This window comes from Janthinobacterium sp. PLB04 (assembly GCF_021165895.1).
Taxonomy (GTDB): domain Bacteria; phylum Pseudomonadota; class Gammaproteobacteria; order Burkholderiales; family Burkholderiaceae_D; genus Janthinobacterium; species Janthinobacterium lividum.
In genome coordinates, this window is record NZ_CP088968.1 from 6,348,420 (window position 1) to 6,363,911 (window position 15,492).

Consider the following 15,492-nt stretch of genomic DNA (forward strand, 5'->3'; position numbering starts at 1 on the left):
TGTTACGCACTCTTGTTACTTTTTCCGTTTGTCCGAAGTCTTCTGCGCTTCGGGCACGGCCGCATAGGCGGCCGGGTCACCGGAGTCGGTCGGATTCGTGAACACGGCCTTCAATTGCGGCGGCATGGGGAATTTCAGGTTGATGTTTTTCGGCGGGATGGGCGAGGTAAACCATTTCGCGTAAATGCGGTTGATGTCGTCGCTCTTGTACAGGCGGATCAGCGCATCGTCGACCACTTTCTTGAAGGCCGGATCGCCCTTGCGCAGCATGATGCCGTACGGCTCGACCGACAGCGCTTCCTTGGTGATTTCGTAGTCGTTCGGGTTTTTCGAGTTGGCCACTTGCGACGCCAGCAGGATATCGTCGTTGGCTTCGGCCACCGCGCGGCCCGTTTCCAGCATCAGGAACGATTCAGGATGGTCCTTGCCGACGGCAATCGTCATGCCCAGGTTTTTTTCCTTGTTCAGGATGGTCATCTGCTTGATGGTCGACGTGCCGGCCGTGGCGACCAGGGTCTTGCCGCGCAAGTCTTCCAGCGTCTTGATGTTCGAGGATTTTTTCGACAGCACGCGGTTGCCGATGACGAACATGGTAGGGGCGAATGCCACCTGCTGCTGGCGCTCCAGATTGTTCGTCGTCGAACCGCATTCGAGGTCGATGGTGCCGTTGGCCATCAGCGGGATGCGGTTGGCCGACGTCACGGGGCTCATCACCACTTTCAGTTCGCTCAGGCCCAGGTGCTTTTGCAGGGCCGTGACGACTTTCATGCACAGGTCGATCGAATAACCCTGGTATTGCTGTTTGTCATCGAGATAGGAGAAGGGAACGGAGCCGTCGCGCACACCGAGGGTGACGGAACCGGCTTTCTTGATCTTGGCCAAGGTGCCGGTCAATTCCTGAGCCTGGACTGGCGACATGCTGCTGATGACACCGACGCTGAGCAGCGTGGCGATGATTTTGGTCAATTTCATAAATTCTCCTGGGCGGACAAACCGGATGGACTCCGAACGAAACAACTGTGGTGCAGACGCCACCAATGGAATTAATTTTATTTCATTTTCAGCGCCGGACTAGCCGTTTTCTGCGATTGCCCTCAAATAGGCGCTATACGCGCGCCTGAATCAGCGCGGCTGTAGCATTTTTCCTACTGATTTCCCATTCCCGATTTATTTTGCCGGCGCCAGCCCCGCCAACTCCTCTTCTTGCGCCTCATCGTCCATATTCGCCTGCTGGCGTTGCCACATCTGCGCATACAAGCCATTCGCGGCCAGCAATTGCGGATGCGTGCCCCGCTCGACGATGCGGCCATGGTCGAGCACCAGGATTTGCTGGGCGTCGGCCACCGTCGACAAACGGTGCGCAATGACCAGGGTGGTACGGTTCCTGGCGATGTCCTTCAGCTGCGCCTGGATGGCCTGCTCGGCCTTCGAATCAAGCGCCGAGGTGGCTTCATCGAAGATCAAAATAGCCGGGTCTTTCAGCAAGGTGCGGGCAATCGCCACGCGCTGCTTTTCACCGCCCGACAGTTTCAAGCCCCGCTCACCCACCATGGAGCTGTAGCCATCTGGCAAGCTTTCAATAAAATCATGGATCGATGCCGCTTTGGCGGCCGCCACGATGGCATCCTTGCTGGCGCCCGGCTTGCCATAGGCGATGTTGTATTCGATGGTGTCGTTGAACAGTACCGTGTCCTGCGGCACGATGCCGATGGCCGCGCGCAGGGAATCCTGCGTGATGCCGCGCAAGTCCTGGCCATCGATGGTAATGCCGCCGCCATCGACTTCATAGAAGCGGAACAGCAAGCGCGACAGGGTCGACTTGCCCGAGCCGCTATGCCCCACCACAGCCGTGGTGGTACCGGCGGGGATCTGGAAATCCACGTCGAACAGGATTTGCCGCTTGGCTTCGTAGCTGAAATCCACATGGTCAAAACGCACGGCTGCGCCCCGCGTGACGAGCGGCTTGGCTTCCGGCGTGTCGGCGATTTCGCGGTTTTCGTTCAGCAAGGAAAACAGGCGTTCCATGTCGGCCAGGCTTTGCTTGATTTCGCGGTAAATGACCCCTAAAAAATTGAGGGGAATATACAGCTGGATCATGAAGGCATTCACCAGCACCAGATCGCCCAGGGTCATCGTGCCGGCGATCACACCGACCGTGGCGCGCCATAAAATCAAGGTGACGGCCGTGGCGATGATCAAGGACTGGCCCGTATTGAGCAGGGACAGGGAAGTCTGCGATTTCACGGCCGCCGATTCATAGCGCTGCAAGCCTTCGTCGTAGCGCTTCGCTTCGTAATCCTCGTTGCCGAAGTATTTCACGGTTTCATAGTTGATCAGCGAATCGATGGCCTTGGTATTGGCTTTTGAATCGAGGTCGTTCATGGTGCGGCGGAAATGCGTGCGCCAGTTCGTCACCAGCACGGTAAACGCGATATAGGACACCAGCGCCACGGCCGTGATGACGGTGAACCAGATGTCGTAATGCAAGACCAGGTAGCCGAGCACGAGGGTGATTTCCACCAGGGTCGGCAAGATGTTGAACAAGGTATAGGAAATGAGCGAGCCCACGCTGCGCGTGCCCCGTTCGATGTCGCGCGTCATGCCGCCCGTCTGGCGGTTCAAGTGAAAGCGCAGGGACAGCGCATGCAGGTGGCGGAATACTTGCAGCGCGATGGTGCGCACGGCCCGTTGCGTGACCCGCGCAAACAGGAATTCTCGCAATTCCGTAAACAGGGTGGTCGACAGGCGCAGCAAGCCATACGCCACCAGCAAGCCGACGGGCAGCACCAGCAGCGCCTGCGGATGGGCCGCCGTGATCGTCATGGCGTCGACGAGTTTTTTCAGGATCAGGGGCACGCCCACGTTGGCCAGCTTGGCGCCCACCAGACATAGCAGCGCCAGCAACACCCGCCATTTGTAGACCCACAGATACGGCAGCAAGGTCTTGATGGTGGCGAAATCGCTGTGGCTGGCGGAAGCTGGCGAGCGGGGAGGAGGGGGAGTCTGGGAACGGCGCATGGCGAAGGTCGGCTTTTTATGGTTCAATCGGGGCAATTGTAGCCTTTCATGAGAATAAAAGATGAGCACCTCCCCCGACCGCCCCGACAACTGCCTCGCCTCCGGCCTGCCCGCCGGAAAAATGCCGGAATTGCGCATGATGCCCGCGCCGTCCGACGCCAATGTGTACGGCGACGTGTTCGGCGGCTGGATCATGGCGCAGGTCGATATCGCCGGTTCCTTGCCGGCCACGCGGCGTGCCAACGGCCGCGTCGCCACCATTGCCGTCAATTCCTTCGTCTTCAAAAACCCCGTCTTCGTCGGCGATCTGCTCTCCTTCTACGCCGACATCGTCAAGGTTGGCAATACCTCGATCACCGTCAATGTCGAGGTGTATGCCGAGCGCAACCGCCTGCAGGCATGCATCGTGAAAGTCACGGAAGCAACCCTGATCTACGTGGCGACGGACTCCGACCGCAAGCCGCGCAAGGTGCCGCCCATCGAGACCTTGCTGTCGCCTTGATTGTCGCTGTTACATTAATCCCACGTTTTATTTTCAGACGGCATGGATAGCCAGCGCCGCATCTTTCTGCAGAGCGCCGCGCGCATCGGTGCGCTGGCCGCCGCTGGCAGCGTGCTGTCCGGTTCCAGTGCGGGCGCCGCCACGCGCCTGAATGGCGCCGGCTACCCGTTTGCGCTCGGTGTCGCTTCCGGTTCGCCCTTGCCGGACGCCGTCGTGCTGTGGACACGCATCTGCTACGACCCGCTGCACGCGGCCGCCACGCCCGCCATCGCCCTGAACGTGCGCTGGGAAGTGGCTGACGATGAAGGTTTTCGCCGCATTGCCGCCAAGGGCCAGGCCACGGCCACACCCGCCCTCGCGCATAGCGTGCACGTCGACGTGGGCGGTTTGACACCCGGGCGCTGGTATTGGTACCGCTTCATGCTGGGCGACGCCGTCAGCCCCGTGGGCCGCACGCGCACGGCGCCCGCCGCCGATACCCTGCCCGCCTCGCTGAAACTGGCCGTCGCCTCGTGCCAGCACTGGGAATTCGGCGCGTATGCGGCGCACCGGCACATCGCCGCGGCCGCGCCCGACCTGGTGGCATTCCTCGGCGATTACATCTATGAATGGGGCCCGTACCAGTTGCAGCATCCGAGCCGGGCCGTGCGCACGCATGAAAGTTTCAGCCTGGACGACTACCGCGCCCGCTACGCGCAATACAAGAGCGACCGCGATTTGCAGGGCGCGCACCTGGCCGCGCCATGGATCGTCACCTGGGACGACCATGAAGTGGCCAACGATTACGGCAATGACCGCGACGAGTTGCTCACGCCCACCTTTTTGCAGCGCCGCGCGGCCGCCTACCAGGCGTTTTATGAACATATGCCGCTACGGCTGCTGCCGCTGGGACGGCGGGGCTTCGTCGACATGCGCATCTACCAGCGCTATGACTGGGGCAGGCTGGCGCGCTTTCACGTGCTGGATGACCGGCAATACCGCGCCTATCACGCGTGCGCCAGGCCGGGTCGCGGCGGCTCCAATTCCGTCACCACGCGCAACTGCCCCGACCTGCTGAAACCGCAGCGCACCATGCTGGGCGAGGAACAGCAGCGCTGGCTGCAAGCCGGCCTCGATGATTCTCCCGCGCGCTGGAATATCCTGGCCCAGCAAACCCTGATGGCGCAATCGAGCCAGGTGCCCATCCTGCGGCCCGGCGACGAACGCATCTGGACCGATGGCTGGGATGGCTATCCGCTGGCGCGCCAGCACCTGCTCGACGCCTTGCGCAGCAGCAAGGCAAGCAACCCGCTGGTGCTGTCGGGCGACGTGCACACTTTTTATGCCACGGAACTGAGCCGCAATGCCATGCGCCCTGCCGGCAAGGACAATCCCGTGCTGGCCACGGAGTTTTGCGGCACCTCCATCACCTCGAGTTCCCGCCCGCAGGCGCGGACGGAGCAGTACGTGGCGATGAACCCGCACATCCGTTACGGACGCAGCGACAAGCGCGGCTATATGTTGATGGAAATCACGCCGGAGAAAACCACGACCCTGTTCCAGGGCCTGGAGAACGTGCGCGACAGCACCTCTGCCATCGCGACACTGGCCAGCTTTGTCGTGCGCGACGGCAAGGCTGGCTTGCAAAGCTGAAGCCTAGGCAACCTTCTTTTCATCGCGCAATTGACGGCGCAAGATCTTGCCGACATTGGTCTTCGGCAACTCATCGCGGAACTCGATGTATTTCGGTTTCTTGTAGGCCGTCAATTCATGCTTGCAATGCTCGCGGATCTGTTCCACCGTCAGGTTTGGATCCTTGCGCACGACAAACACTTTCACGGCTTCGCCCGCGTTGGCATCCGGCACGCCGATGCATGCGCACTCGAGCACGCCCGGGCACGAAGCGACCACGTCTTCCACTTCGTTCGGATACACATTGAAGCCGGACACGATGATCATGTCTTTCTTGCGATCCACGATCTTCACATAGCCACGCTCATCCATGACACCCACGTCGCCCGTCTTGAAGAAACCGTCGGCCGTCATCGACTTGGCCGTCTCGTCCGGACGCTGCCAATAGCCCGCCATCACTTGCGGGCCACGCACGGCGATCTCGCCCGGCTCGCCCAGCGGCACTTCCACGCCATCGTCGTTCAGAATCGCCACTTCCGTCGAAGGGAAAGGCAAGCCGATGGTGCCCGTAAATTCCGTGATATCGACGCGGTTGCCCGTCACCACGGGTGAAGTTTCCGACATGCCATAGCCTTCGATCAGCGGGCAACCCGTCAGCTTCAGCCAGCGCTCGGCCACGTTGCGCTGCAAGGCCATGCCGCCGCCATTGCACACTTTATAGCTGGAGAAATCGAGCTTGGCGAAGTCGGCATTGTTCAGCAGCGCGTTGTACAAGGTATTGACGGCCGGGAAAACGACGATCTTGTGCTTGGACAATTCCTTGACGAAACCGGGGATGTCGCGCGGGTTGGGAATCAACACGTTCAAGCCGCCCACGCGCATGCCCATGAGGGCGCTGACCGTCAGCGAATAGATGTGATACAGGGGCAAGGCGCACATGAATCCCATCGAGGTGGCGCGCATTTCCTTGGTCATCACGGGTGAAATCCACGCCTCGTTTTGCAGCACGTTGGCGATCACGTTACGGTGCAACAACATCGCGCCTTTCGACACCCCCGTCGTGCCGCCCGTGTATTGCAGGAAGACGATATCGTCATGCCCCTGCTGCACCGGCGTCAGGCTCAGGCGTGCGCCTTCGGCCAGCATCTTGTTGAAGCTGATGGCCCCCGGCAAGGAAAACGCGGGCACCATTTTCTTGATCTTGCGCACGACGAAGTTGACAATCGTGCCTTTGAGTCCACCCAGCATGTCGCCCATGGTGGCGACGATCACATGCTTGACCTGGGTATGCGGCAGCACCTGCTCGACCGTGGTGGCGAAGTTTTCCAGCACGATGATCGCTTCGCTGCCCGAATCGACCAGCTGATGCTGCAATTCACGCGGCGTGTACAGCGGATTGACATTGACCACCGTATAGCCGGCGCGCAGGATCGCCGCCATCGCCACCGGATACTGCAGCACGTTCGGCAGCATGATCGCCACGCGCGCGCCCGTCTTCAGGCCCTTGCTTTGCAGCCAGGCTCCCATCTGCAGCGACAGCTTGTCGAGCTCGCGATAGGTAAGGAATTTATCCATGCACACGAAGGCGTTGCGGTCCGCATATTTCTGGAACGACTCTTCCAGCAAATGCGTGACGGAACGGTATTGCGTGCAATCAATCTCTGCGGGAACGCTGTCCGGGTACGACTTCAACCAAATCTTGTCCATCTCGCCTCATCTTTATCTGTAAAAGGGATGCGCCTCCTGGCGCATCCCACACTGTTTATGCTGCTATCTTCGTTTCGTCACGCAGGGCGCGACGCAAAATCTTGCCGACGTTGGTCTTCGGCAGTTCATCGCGGAATTCGATGTATTTCGGCCGCTTGTAGCCTGTGAATTGTTCCTTGCAGTACGCGGCCAGCACTGCCTGGGTCAGGTTCGGATCCTTACGCACGACAAATACTTTCACGGCCTCGCCCGAGTGTTCGTCCGGCACGCCCACGCAGGCGCACTCGAGTACGCCCGGGTGGGCCGCGATGACGGCTTCCACTTCATTCGGATACACATTGAAGCCGGAGACGAGGATCATGTCTTTCTTGCGGTCGACGATCTTCACGTAGCCGCGCTCATCCATGATGCCCACGTCACCGGATTTAAAGTATCCATCGGGCGTCATGACCTTGGCCGTTTCATCGGGACGGTTCCAGTAGCCGCTCATCACTTGCGGGCCGCGGATGGCGATTTCGCCCGTCTGCCCCAGCGGCACTTCCTTGCCGTCATCGTCGAGGATGGCGATATCGGTCGACGGAATCGGCAAGCCGATGGTGCCGGAGAACGCCGTGCTGTCGGCGCGGTTGCAGGTAGCGACAGGCGACGTTTCCGACAGGCCATAGCCTTCGATGATGGACACGCCCGTCACTTGCAGCCACTTGTCGTTGACGGCTTGCTGCACTGCCATGCCGCCGCCATTGGCGATCTTCAAGCCCGAGAAATCAAGCTTGGCGAAATCGGGGTGGTTCACCAGCGCGTTATACAGCGTATTGACCGCTGGCAGCAGGTTGAATTTGTACTTGCCCAGCTCCTTGATCAAGCCCGGGATATCGCGCGGATTCGGGATCAGGATATTCAGCGCGCCCACGCGCGTGCCCCACATCGCGCACGCCGTCAGGGCAAAGATATGGTACAGCGGCAAGGCGCAGACGATGATCAGCTGCTCCTTGCTGTTCTGGTCGAGCGCCGCGCCCGACCACGCTTCGCTCTGCAGCACGTTGGCGATCACATTGCGGTGGCTCAAGGTCGCGCCTTTCGACACGCCCGTCGTGCCACCCGTGTATTGCAGGAAGGCAGCGTCATTGATGCTCAGCTCGACAGGCGTGAGTTTCATGCGGCTACCCAGCGCCAGCGCCTGCTTGAAACGCATGGCATTCGGCAAGGAGTACGCGGGCACCATCTTCTTGACGTTGCGCACGACAAAATTGACGATCATGCCCTTCAAGCCGCCCAGCATTTCGCCCATGCTGGCGACGACGATGTGCTTGACGGCCGTCTTGCCCAGCACTTGCTCTAGCGTATGGGCAAAGTTTTCCAGCACGATGATGGCTTCGCTGCCCGAATCGTTGAGCTGATGCTCGAGTTCGCGCGGCGTATATAGCGGATTGACGTTGACCACCGTGTAACCGGCGCGCAGGACGGCGGCAATGGCCACCGGATACTGCAGTACGTTTGGCATCATCAGAGCGACACGCGCGCCCTTCTTCAGGCCACGGCTTTGCAGCCAGGCACCCAGTTGGCGCGAATAGGTGTCGAGTTCGGCATAGGTGAGAAATTTGTCCATGCAGACATAGGCATTGCGATCCGCATATTTTTGAAACGCTTCTTCCAGCAAATGTACCAGCGAACGATATTGATCAGGATTGATGTCGGCAGGTACGCCGGGCGGGTACGACTTCAGCCAAATTTTGTCCATCCTGTGCCTCTTGTCTCGAATAATCGTGGGGAGCCGGCGCACCCTGCCGGCGCGGATCATTGCTGCGGATTCTGTCGTCCTGCAGTCAGTTTGAGCATTCTCACGAGCAATTGCTCTATGCTACTAATGCGATGCTATCGGGCGCCGGGCTTCCATGCAAGCGCTTTCAACAGTATTCGAGCGGCAACTCTAGGGGTATTTTATGCTGCAATGCAACATGCCAAATACACTGTTGCAGGATCGTTTGCCCTGACGTGTGAGACAATCTTTACGGGTCAGGGGCTGGACAATTGTTCCAGCGCCTGCCTGCGCTCAGGCTTCTTGATCTGGGCCATTGTGTGCACTGCAGCATAAAAAGCACGAAAGTTCTTTTTTTCTTCCAGCAATTTTTTGAAGGCAGGCAAAAATTCATTGTAGGTAGACACGGAAGCCAGGTGCGCATTGCTCAATGGCTGCTCGAACCAGCGGTCGTAACCGGCAAAACCACCCCAGTTTGTCTTCACGACCTGATACGCGTCTTGCAATGCCGCAAACACCTGCGCCTTGCGCGCCCGCTTGTCCGCATCGCTGGCGTCGCTCGCATACACCGACTCCAGTTCACCCCGGTATTTCAGCAGCAGGACCAGGAAATCCTGGCGCCGCGCCGCGTACTGGGCGTACGCCGCGCGCATGGCGTCGTTGCCCTCGCGCGCCAGCCAGCGCTGCACGCCCGCCTCTTCCACGGCACTGGCAAACGACTCGTTGAAGGCCGAATCACCGGGTACGTACACCACCTGGTGCGCCAGTTCATGGAAGATCAGGCGCGCCAGCTCCGCATCGTTGTAATTGATAAAGGTCGACAGCAGGGGATCGTCGAACCAGCCCAGGGTGGAATACGCGGGCACGCCGCCCACCTGCACGTCGTAATGCTGGGCCCGCAGTTCGTCGGCATACGCGAGCGCCTCGTCCTTGCTGTAATAGCCGCGGTAATTGACGCAGCCGGCAATGGGAAAACACCATTGCAGCGGCTGCAGCGACAGTTCCGGCGTGGCCACCACGTTCCACAGCACGAACGGGCGCCGCAGGGAGGCGTAATTCTTGTAGCTGCCATTGTCGGGCAAGTCCAGCTCGCTGACGGCAAAGCGGCGAATTTGCTGCGCCTTGGCCAGGCGCACCTTCAGGCGCGGCTCGGTGGCCGGGTCGTCGAGCCAGTCGCCGATGGGCCGCGCGCCCGACCACAAGGCATATTGCCCCTGCGCCGCTTGCGTGTAGTAGCGCAGCTGCGTGCAGCCTCCCAGCGGCAGGCAAAGCATGCCGACAAGCAAGCGGGCCGGCCAGCGCGCCATGCTCAGGCGGCCTTTTCCACTTCGACCAGCGTATCGTAGAAGGTCGGCGCGCGGCCCATGTCCGTCAGGCGCTGGCTGGTCACTTCATTGGCATTCTTGCCGTCGCTGGCGAGTTTCTTCCACCACACGGACAAGCCCACGACCAGGCCCCGTCTCGCCTTGTCCGTCACCCTGGCCTTGGCCATAAAACTGCCGCGGTCATTGAAGATGCGCACCATGTCGCCGGCCGCGATGCCGCGTGCGGCGCAATCGTCAGGATGAATATCGAGGTGCGGCTCGCCTTCGGCCGCGCGCAGGCTTTTGACGTTGACGAACGTGGAATTGAGGAAATTGCGTGCCGGCGGGGAAATCATGGCCAGCGGATAGCGGGCCGCCAGCGCTGGATTGCTGGCTTGCGATTCGTGCGGTGCGATATACGCCGGCAAGGGATCGAGTCCCGCCTGCGCCATGGCGCTGGAATAGAACTCGCACTTGCCCGATGGCGTGGGGAAACCGCCCTCGGCAAATGGCGCCTCGGCCATGGCCAGCTTTTGCCAGCCCGTGCGTTTCAGCGATTCCCAGTCGAAATGCACTGCGCGCGCATCCGTCGCATCGAACGCCTTGGCCGCCAGCGCATCGTCGCTTTCCTGGAAGCACGGGTCATCAAAGCCCATGTGCTGCGCCAGCAAGCGGAAGATTTCCGTATTCGCCTTCGCTTCGCCCAGCGGCGCGACGGCCGCATTGTTCGCCATCATGTACAGGTGGCCGTAGGTGGAATGCGCATCGACGTGTTCCAGTTGCGTGGTGGCGGGCAGCACGATGTCGGCGTAATCGACGGTATCGGTCTGGAAGTGTTCGAGCACGACCGTAAACAAATCCTCGCGGGCAAATCCCTGCGCCACTTTCGAGGAATCGGGCGCCACCGCCAGGGGATTCGAGTTGTAGACGATCACGGCTTCGACTTGCGGGCCGAACTCGGCGGAGCTTGCTTTCAATAAATCGTCGCCGATGGTGCTCATGTTGATGGTGCGCGGCGTGCCTTTCAATAAATCCGGGCGCTGCAGCGCCTTGCGGTTGACGGGGAAGGAACCCGAGCTCGACAGCTGCATGCCGCCGGCCGGATGGCGCCAGGCGCCCGTCAGCGCGGGCAGGCAGGCGATATTGCGCACGGCCATGCCGCCGCCATGCACGCGCTGCACGCCGTAGTTGGCACGGATGGCGGCGCCCTCGCCAGAGCGGCATGCCTGGCCGTACAGGCGCGCCAGTTCCACCACTTCAGTGGCCGTGATGCCGCACACCTCGGCCACGCGCTCGGGCGGCCATTCCAGGGCCCGCTGTTTCAGTTCAGCATAGCCGATCGTGTACTGCGCGATATAGTCATGGTCGATCAGGTCTTCGGTGATCAGCACATGCATCAAGCCCAGCGCCAGGGCCGCATCGGTCCCCGGCAGCAAGGCGATATGCTGGTGGCACTTTTCGGCCGTCAGCGAACGGTAGGGGTCGATGGCGATCAAGGTGGCGCCATTGCGCTTGGCCTCTTGCGCGCGCATCCAGAAGTGCAAATTCGAGGCGATCGGGTTGCCGCCCCAGATAATGATCAATTTCGCGTTCTGGAACTGCTCCATGTCCGTGCCGATGCTGGCGCCCACCGTGTAGCGGTAGCCGGTGGCACCGGCCGAGGCACAGATGGTGCGGTCCAGCAGGGAGGCGCCGAGCTGGTTGAAGAAGCGCGACGACATCGATTCGCCCTGCACCAGGCCCATGGTGCCACAGTAGCTGTACGGCAAGATCGCCTGCGGATCGCGCGCGGCGATCGGTTTCAAGCGCGCCGCGATGATCTGCAATGCATCTTCCCAGCTGATGCGCTCGAACTGGCCTTCCCCCTTCTTGCCCACGCGGCGCAGCGGATGCAGCAGCCGGTCCGCATGGTAGGTGCGCTCAGTGAAGCGCGACACCTTCGTGCACAGCACGCCAGCCGTGGTCGGATGGTCGGGATCGCCCTTGACGGCGGTGGCCACCCCATCGGTCACGGTGACCAGCAAGGCGCAGGTATCGGGGCAATCGAGCGGGCAGGCGGCGCGCACTTGGGTGGTGGTCATGGGGCAATCCGAAAACGTTGGGGGAAGGCGATACTGTAAACCATTCCGCGCGCTTGCTGTTGGCGCCGTGGCAAGCACGTCCGTGCGCTGGATTTACCCGGCAAACAAGGGCTACAATGCACTATTAGCCGCGCCTGTTTTTGATCAAACGAGCGCGGTCCGGCGCGCCATACATTGCTGCGTGCCAGCATCCACAGGAGAGTCCCATGAAACTAGTTGATCCGATCTTGGCGTTTCAATCCGAGCTGCAAGGTATCCGCCGCGACCTGCACGCGCATCCCGAGCTGTGCTACGAAGAACAGCGCACCTCGGACGTGGTCGCCGCTAGACTCACAGAATGGGGCATTCCCGTGGTACGCGGCCTGGGCCGCACTGGCGTGGTCGGCATCATCAAAAATGGTACTTCGACACGCGCCATCGGCTTGCGCGCCGATATGGATGCCTTGCCGATGCAGGAAATGAATACCTTCGAGCATGCTTCACGCCATCCGGGCAAGATGCACGCCTGCGGCCACGACGGCCACACGGCCATGCTGCTGGGCGCCGCCCATTACCTGGCGCAACACCGCCATTTCGACGGCACCGTGTATCTGGTCTTCCAGCCGGCAGAAGAAGGCGGCGCCGGCGCGCGCGAAATGATCGAAGACGGCTTGTTTACCCGCTTCCCCATGGATGCCATCTACGGCATGCACAACTGGCCGGGCGCCGAAACGGGCACCCTGAGCGTGGTAGAGGGGCCAATGATGGCGTCAAGCAATGAATTCCACGTCACCGTCAAAGGCAAGGGCGCCCATGCGGCCCAGCCCCACAAGGGCATCGACCCCGTCATGGTGGCCGTGCAAATCGCGCAAAGCTGGCAAACCGTCATCACGCGCAACAAGAGCCCGCTCGACACGGCCGTACTATCGATCACGCAAATCCATGCGGGCAGCGCCACCAATGTGATTCCCGATGACGCCAGCCTGGTCGGCACCGTGCGCACCTTCACCACGCCCGTGCTGGACTTGATCGAAGAGCGCATGCGCGAAATCGCCGTGCACACGGCCGCCGCCTTTGGCGCGGAGGTCGACTTTCACTTCAAGCGCAACTATCCGCCGCTGATCAACCACGCGAAAGAAACGGCGTTTGCCGTCGAAGTCATGCAAAGCGTGGTGGGCGCGGACAAGGTCAACGCGAATGTCGAGCCGACCATGGGCGCGGAAGATTTTGCTTTCTTCCTGCAAGAAAAGGCCGGCTGCTACATCTTCATCGGCAATGGCGATGGCGAGCACCGCGATGGTGGCCATGGCCTGGGTCCGTGCGTCTTGCACAATGGCAGCTACGACTTCAACGACAAGCTGCTGCCCATCGGTGCCAGTTTCTGGGTCAAGCTGGCCGAAGCGAGCCTGCCCGTCGCTTGATTTATCCCAGCTTATCCGGACCGGTGCCCAGGCGCTGCCCCGGATTCAACGCTTCCAGGGCCAGCAAGGCTGCCGCATGGTCCGCCGTCGGGTAGGTGGCGGCAATGCTTTCATAGCGCTGCGTCACCAGTTGCGTCACCGGCAAGGTGACGTGTGCAGCCTCGGCCGCCGCGAGGATATTGTGCATATCCTTGACCTGGCTCTTCACTTGGCCGCCAGCAACAAAATTGCGCTCCAGCATGCGCTGGCCATGCACCTCTAAAATCTTGCTTTCGGCAAAACCGCCACGGATCGCTGCCCGTACGGCGCTCGCATCGGCGCCGGCCGCCTGTGCCAGCAACAGCGCCTCGGCCACGATATTCAGGGTGGCACCGACGATCAGCTGATTGCACAACTTGGCGACCTGGCCACTGCCGGCCGGTCCCACCAGGGTCGGGCGCCCCATGGCCGTCAAGATATGCTCCACGCGCGCATAATCGCCGGCGCTGGCGCCAGCCATGATGGCCAGGTTGCCTGCCTGGGCCCCACCGACGCCGCCCGACACGGGCGCATCGATGAAGGCATGGCCTGCCGCGTGCAAGATGGCATGAAATTGCTGGGCTTCTGATTGCTTGGTGGAACTCATGTCTATCCATAGCGCCCCAGTTGCCAGGGCCGGCAACGCGTCCTGCAGCACCTGCGCCACGATGGGACCGGCTTCCAGCATCGAGATGACCACGTCCGCGCCATTGACCGCCTCAGCCACGGAAACGGTGGGCTGCGCGCCTGCCGCACGCAGGACTTGGGCCTTGCTGTGCGTGCGATTCCAAATTGTGACAGAATATCCAGCGTGCAGCAGGCGCCGGACCATCGGATCCCCCATCAGACCGATACCGAGAAATGCAATTTTTGTAGAGAATGTCAATTGAACCCCTGAGATCAACAAGTGGCGAAAGCGGCAGGCAAAGCAAGCTTGCGTCTGCGCAAACAAGACAACAGCCTATCGGCCAATTTTACGATGAAAGCCTCTATGTTCTTCAAGAAGAATCTCCTCAAATCCATCGCCGCCGTGACCGCGCTGATGGCGGCCAATGCCGGCTTTGCCGCCGACGGCAAACTGATCGACTCCGTCTACGGCGAATATGCCAAGGGCGTGAAGGTACAAATGGTACGCGCCGGCGTGACCTCGAACTGGGATAAGGCCTGGTTCGTATCGAATGGCACGCAGCTGAGCGGTTACTGGGATGCCAGCATTGGCGGCTGGGATGCCAAGAGCTATCAGAATGTCCCTGGCCAGCATCAAAAACTGTGGGACCTGGGCTTTACCCCCGTTTTCCGTTTTGAAAATACGAATAAGCTGGGTTTTTATGCGGAAGCCGGCATCGGCGTGCACATGCTGTCGAAACTGTACAACAACGATGATGACCGCCTGTCGACCCACTTCCAGTTCGGCGACCATATCGGCGTCGGCTATGTCTTCAATAACAAATGGGAAGTCGCTGCGAAGATCCAGCATTTCTCGAACGGCGGCTACAAGAAACCCAATAGCGGCGTCAATTACCTGAACGTCAAAGTCGCTTATCATTTTTAATGGTTGTGATACATGACAAAGGCAGCGCATAGCGCTGCCTTTTTTTACGCCTGCTGAACCGAACCACCGGGGTCAGACCCTCCACACCGCCAACGCCAGATTCGACGCCAACGCGCAAGGGGGTCTGACCCCAGCCTTTGCTGTTGGGTTGCCTCGTCAATGTCCAGACGAAAAAAAACCCCACCGGATACCGGTGGGGTTTTTCTCTTACTGCGAATAACAAGCCTGACGATAACCTACTTTCACACTGGTTGCAGCACTATCATCGGCGCAAAGTTGTTTCACGGTCCTGTTCGGGATGGGAAGGGGTGGGACCAACTTGCTATGGTCATCAGGCATAACTTGTACTGGCGCTTGTCTCCTGTAGGACGACAAGGCCATGAATCTGGAAGAAGCAAAGATTGGGGTAATGACTGGTAGTATCAACACACACGCAACGTTGTACCGTCTTATCCTCTGTACCTGCTAAGGTTATAGGGACAAGCCGTACGGGCAATTAGTACTGGTTAGCTTAATGCATTACTGCACTTCCACACCCAGCCT

General features: G+C 60.4%; 11 protein-coding genes and 1 rRNA gene. 4 read left to right on the forward strand and 8 right to left on the reverse strand.

Annotated features, from left to right (window positions below; genetic code table 11):
- Nucleotides 1-15: 15 nt before the first annotated feature.
- Both LSO07_RS28090 and LSO07_RS28095 read right to left on the reverse strand, forming a co-directional pair.
- The gene (locus LSO07_RS28090; RefSeq protein ID WP_034778971.1) at nt 16-972 is read right to left on the reverse strand and encodes an amino acid ABC transporter substrate-binding protein; all 957 of its coding nucleotides are present in this window, start codon (nt 970-972) and stop codon (nt 16-18) included.
- A 195-nt stretch (nt 973-1,167) separates the two neighbouring features.
- A complete protein-coding gene (locus tag LSO07_RS28095; RefSeq protein ID WP_099395122.1) occupies nt 1,168-3,018 on the reverse strand; it encodes an ABCB family ABC transporter ATP-binding protein/permease in 1,851 nt (616 codons plus the stop codon).
- Between the two features lie 61 nt (nt 3,019-3,079).
- Between LSO07_RS28095 and LSO07_RS28100 the strand changes: the two genes are divergently transcribed.
- The gene (locus LSO07_RS28100) at nt 3,080-3,520 is read left to right on the forward strand and encodes an acyl-CoA thioesterase (protein WP_052139932.1); all 441 of its coding nucleotides are present in this window, start codon (nt 3,080-3,082) and stop codon (nt 3,518-3,520) included.
- A 42-nt stretch (nt 3,521-3,562) separates the two neighbouring features.
- Entirely contained in the window at nt 3,563-5,152 is a 1,590-nt protein-coding gene (locus LSO07_RS28105) for an alkaline phosphatase D family protein (protein WP_151097472.1), read from the forward strand.
- A gap of 3 nt (nt 5,153-5,155) precedes the next feature.
- Here LSO07_RS28105 and LSO07_RS28110 read toward each other — a convergent pair whose 3' ends face one another.
- From LSO07_RS28110 to LSO07_RS28125, 4 genes are all read right to left on the reverse strand, one after another.
- Complete coding sequence (locus LSO07_RS28110; protein ID WP_070254812.1) at nt 5,156-6,838, reverse strand: long-chain-fatty-acid--CoA ligase; 1,683 nt, start codon at nt 6,836-6,838, stop codon at nt 5,156-5,158.
- Between the two features lie 55 nt (nt 6,839-6,893).
- Nucleotides 6,894-8,576 carry a long-chain fatty acid--CoA ligase gene (locus LSO07_RS28115; RefSeq protein WP_151097475.1) on the reverse strand — a complete coding sequence of 561 codons (1,683 nt, stop codon included), beginning with the start codon at nt 8,574-8,576 and terminating at the stop codon, nt 6,894-6,896.
- 275 nt (nt 8,577-8,851) lie between these two features.
- On the reverse strand, nt 8,852-9,901 hold the full coding sequence (locus LSO07_RS28120) for an aminopeptidase (protein WP_151097478.1): 1,050 nt from the start codon (nt 9,899-9,901) through the stop codon (nt 8,852-8,854).
- A 2-nt stretch (nt 9,902-9,903) separates the two neighbouring features.
- Nucleotides 9,904-11,979: a molybdopterin-containing oxidoreductase family protein gene (locus tag LSO07_RS28125; protein WP_151097482.1), complete on the reverse strand. Its 2,076-nt coding sequence runs from the start codon at nt 11,977-11,979 to the stop codon at nt 9,904-9,906.
- Between the two features lie 206 nt (nt 11,980-12,185).
- Between LSO07_RS28125 and LSO07_RS28130 the strand changes: the two genes are divergently transcribed.
- Nucleotides 12,186-13,379 carry a M20 aminoacylase family protein gene (locus LSO07_RS28130; RefSeq protein ID WP_151097485.1) on the forward strand — a complete coding sequence of 398 codons (1,194 nt, stop codon included), beginning with the start codon at nt 12,186-12,188 and terminating at the stop codon, nt 13,377-13,379.
- A 1-nt stretch (nt 13,380) separates the two neighbouring features.
- Here LSO07_RS28130 and LSO07_RS28135 read toward each other — a convergent pair whose 3' ends face one another.
- Complete coding sequence (locus tag LSO07_RS28135; protein WP_231773026.1) at nt 13,381-14,229, reverse strand: NAD(P)-dependent oxidoreductase; 849 nt, start codon at nt 14,227-14,229, stop codon at nt 13,381-13,383.
- A 147-nt stretch (nt 14,230-14,376) separates the two neighbouring features.
- Between LSO07_RS28135 and LSO07_RS28140 the strand changes: the two genes are divergently transcribed.
- On the forward strand, nt 14,377-14,949 hold the full coding sequence (locus LSO07_RS28140; RefSeq protein WP_225317447.1) for an acyloxyacyl hydrolase: 573 nt from the start codon (nt 14,377-14,379) through the stop codon (nt 14,947-14,949).
- A gap of 223 nt (nt 14,950-15,172) precedes the next feature.
- Here LSO07_RS28140 and rrf read toward each other — a convergent pair.
- Nucleotides 15,173-15,285: ribosomal RNA gene (rrf, locus tag LSO07_RS28145) — 5S ribosomal RNA — on the reverse strand.
- Nucleotides 15,286-15,492: the final 207 nt, after the last annotated feature.

Coding starts and splice junctions, on each gene's coding strand:
- LSO07_RS28125 (WP_151097482.1), bottom strand. CDS start 11,979: ATGACCACCACCCAAGTGCGCGCCGCCTGCCCGCTCGATTGCCCCGAT.
- LSO07_RS28100 (WP_052139932.1), top strand. CDS start 3,080: ATGAGCACCTCCCCCGACCGCCCCGACAACTGCCTCGCCTCCGGCCTG.
- LSO07_RS28090 (WP_034778971.1), bottom strand. CDS start 972: ATGAAATTGACCAAAATCATCGCCACGCTGCTCAGCGTCGGTGTCATC.
- LSO07_RS28095 (WP_099395122.1), bottom strand. CDS start 3,018: ATGCGCCGTTCCCAGACTCCCCCTCCTCCCCGCTCGCCAGCTTCCGCC.
- LSO07_RS28110 (WP_070254812.1), bottom strand. CDS start 6,838: ATGGACAAGATTTGGTTGAAGTCGTACCCGGACAGCGTTCCCGCAGAG.
- LSO07_RS28120 (WP_151097478.1), bottom strand. CDS start 9,901: ATGGCGCGCTGGCCGGCCCGCTTGCTTGTCGGCATGCTTTGCCTGCCG.
- LSO07_RS28130 (WP_151097485.1), top strand. CDS start 12,186: ATGAAACTAGTTGATCCGATCTTGGCGTTTCAATCCGAGCTGCAAGGT.
- LSO07_RS28115 (WP_151097475.1), bottom strand. CDS start 8,576: ATGGACAAAATTTGGCTGAAGTCGTACCCGCCCGGCGTACCTGCCGAC.
- LSO07_RS28105 (WP_151097472.1), top strand. CDS start 3,563: ATGGATAGCCAGCGCCGCATCTTTCTGCAGAGCGCCGCGCGCATCGGT.
- LSO07_RS28140 (WP_225317447.1), top strand. CDS start 14,377: ATGAAAGCCTCTATGTTCTTCAAGAAGAATCTCCTCAAATCCATCGCC.
- LSO07_RS28135 (WP_231773026.1), bottom strand. CDS start 14,229: ATGGTCCGGCGCCTGCTGCACGCTGGATATTCTGTCACAATTTGGAAT.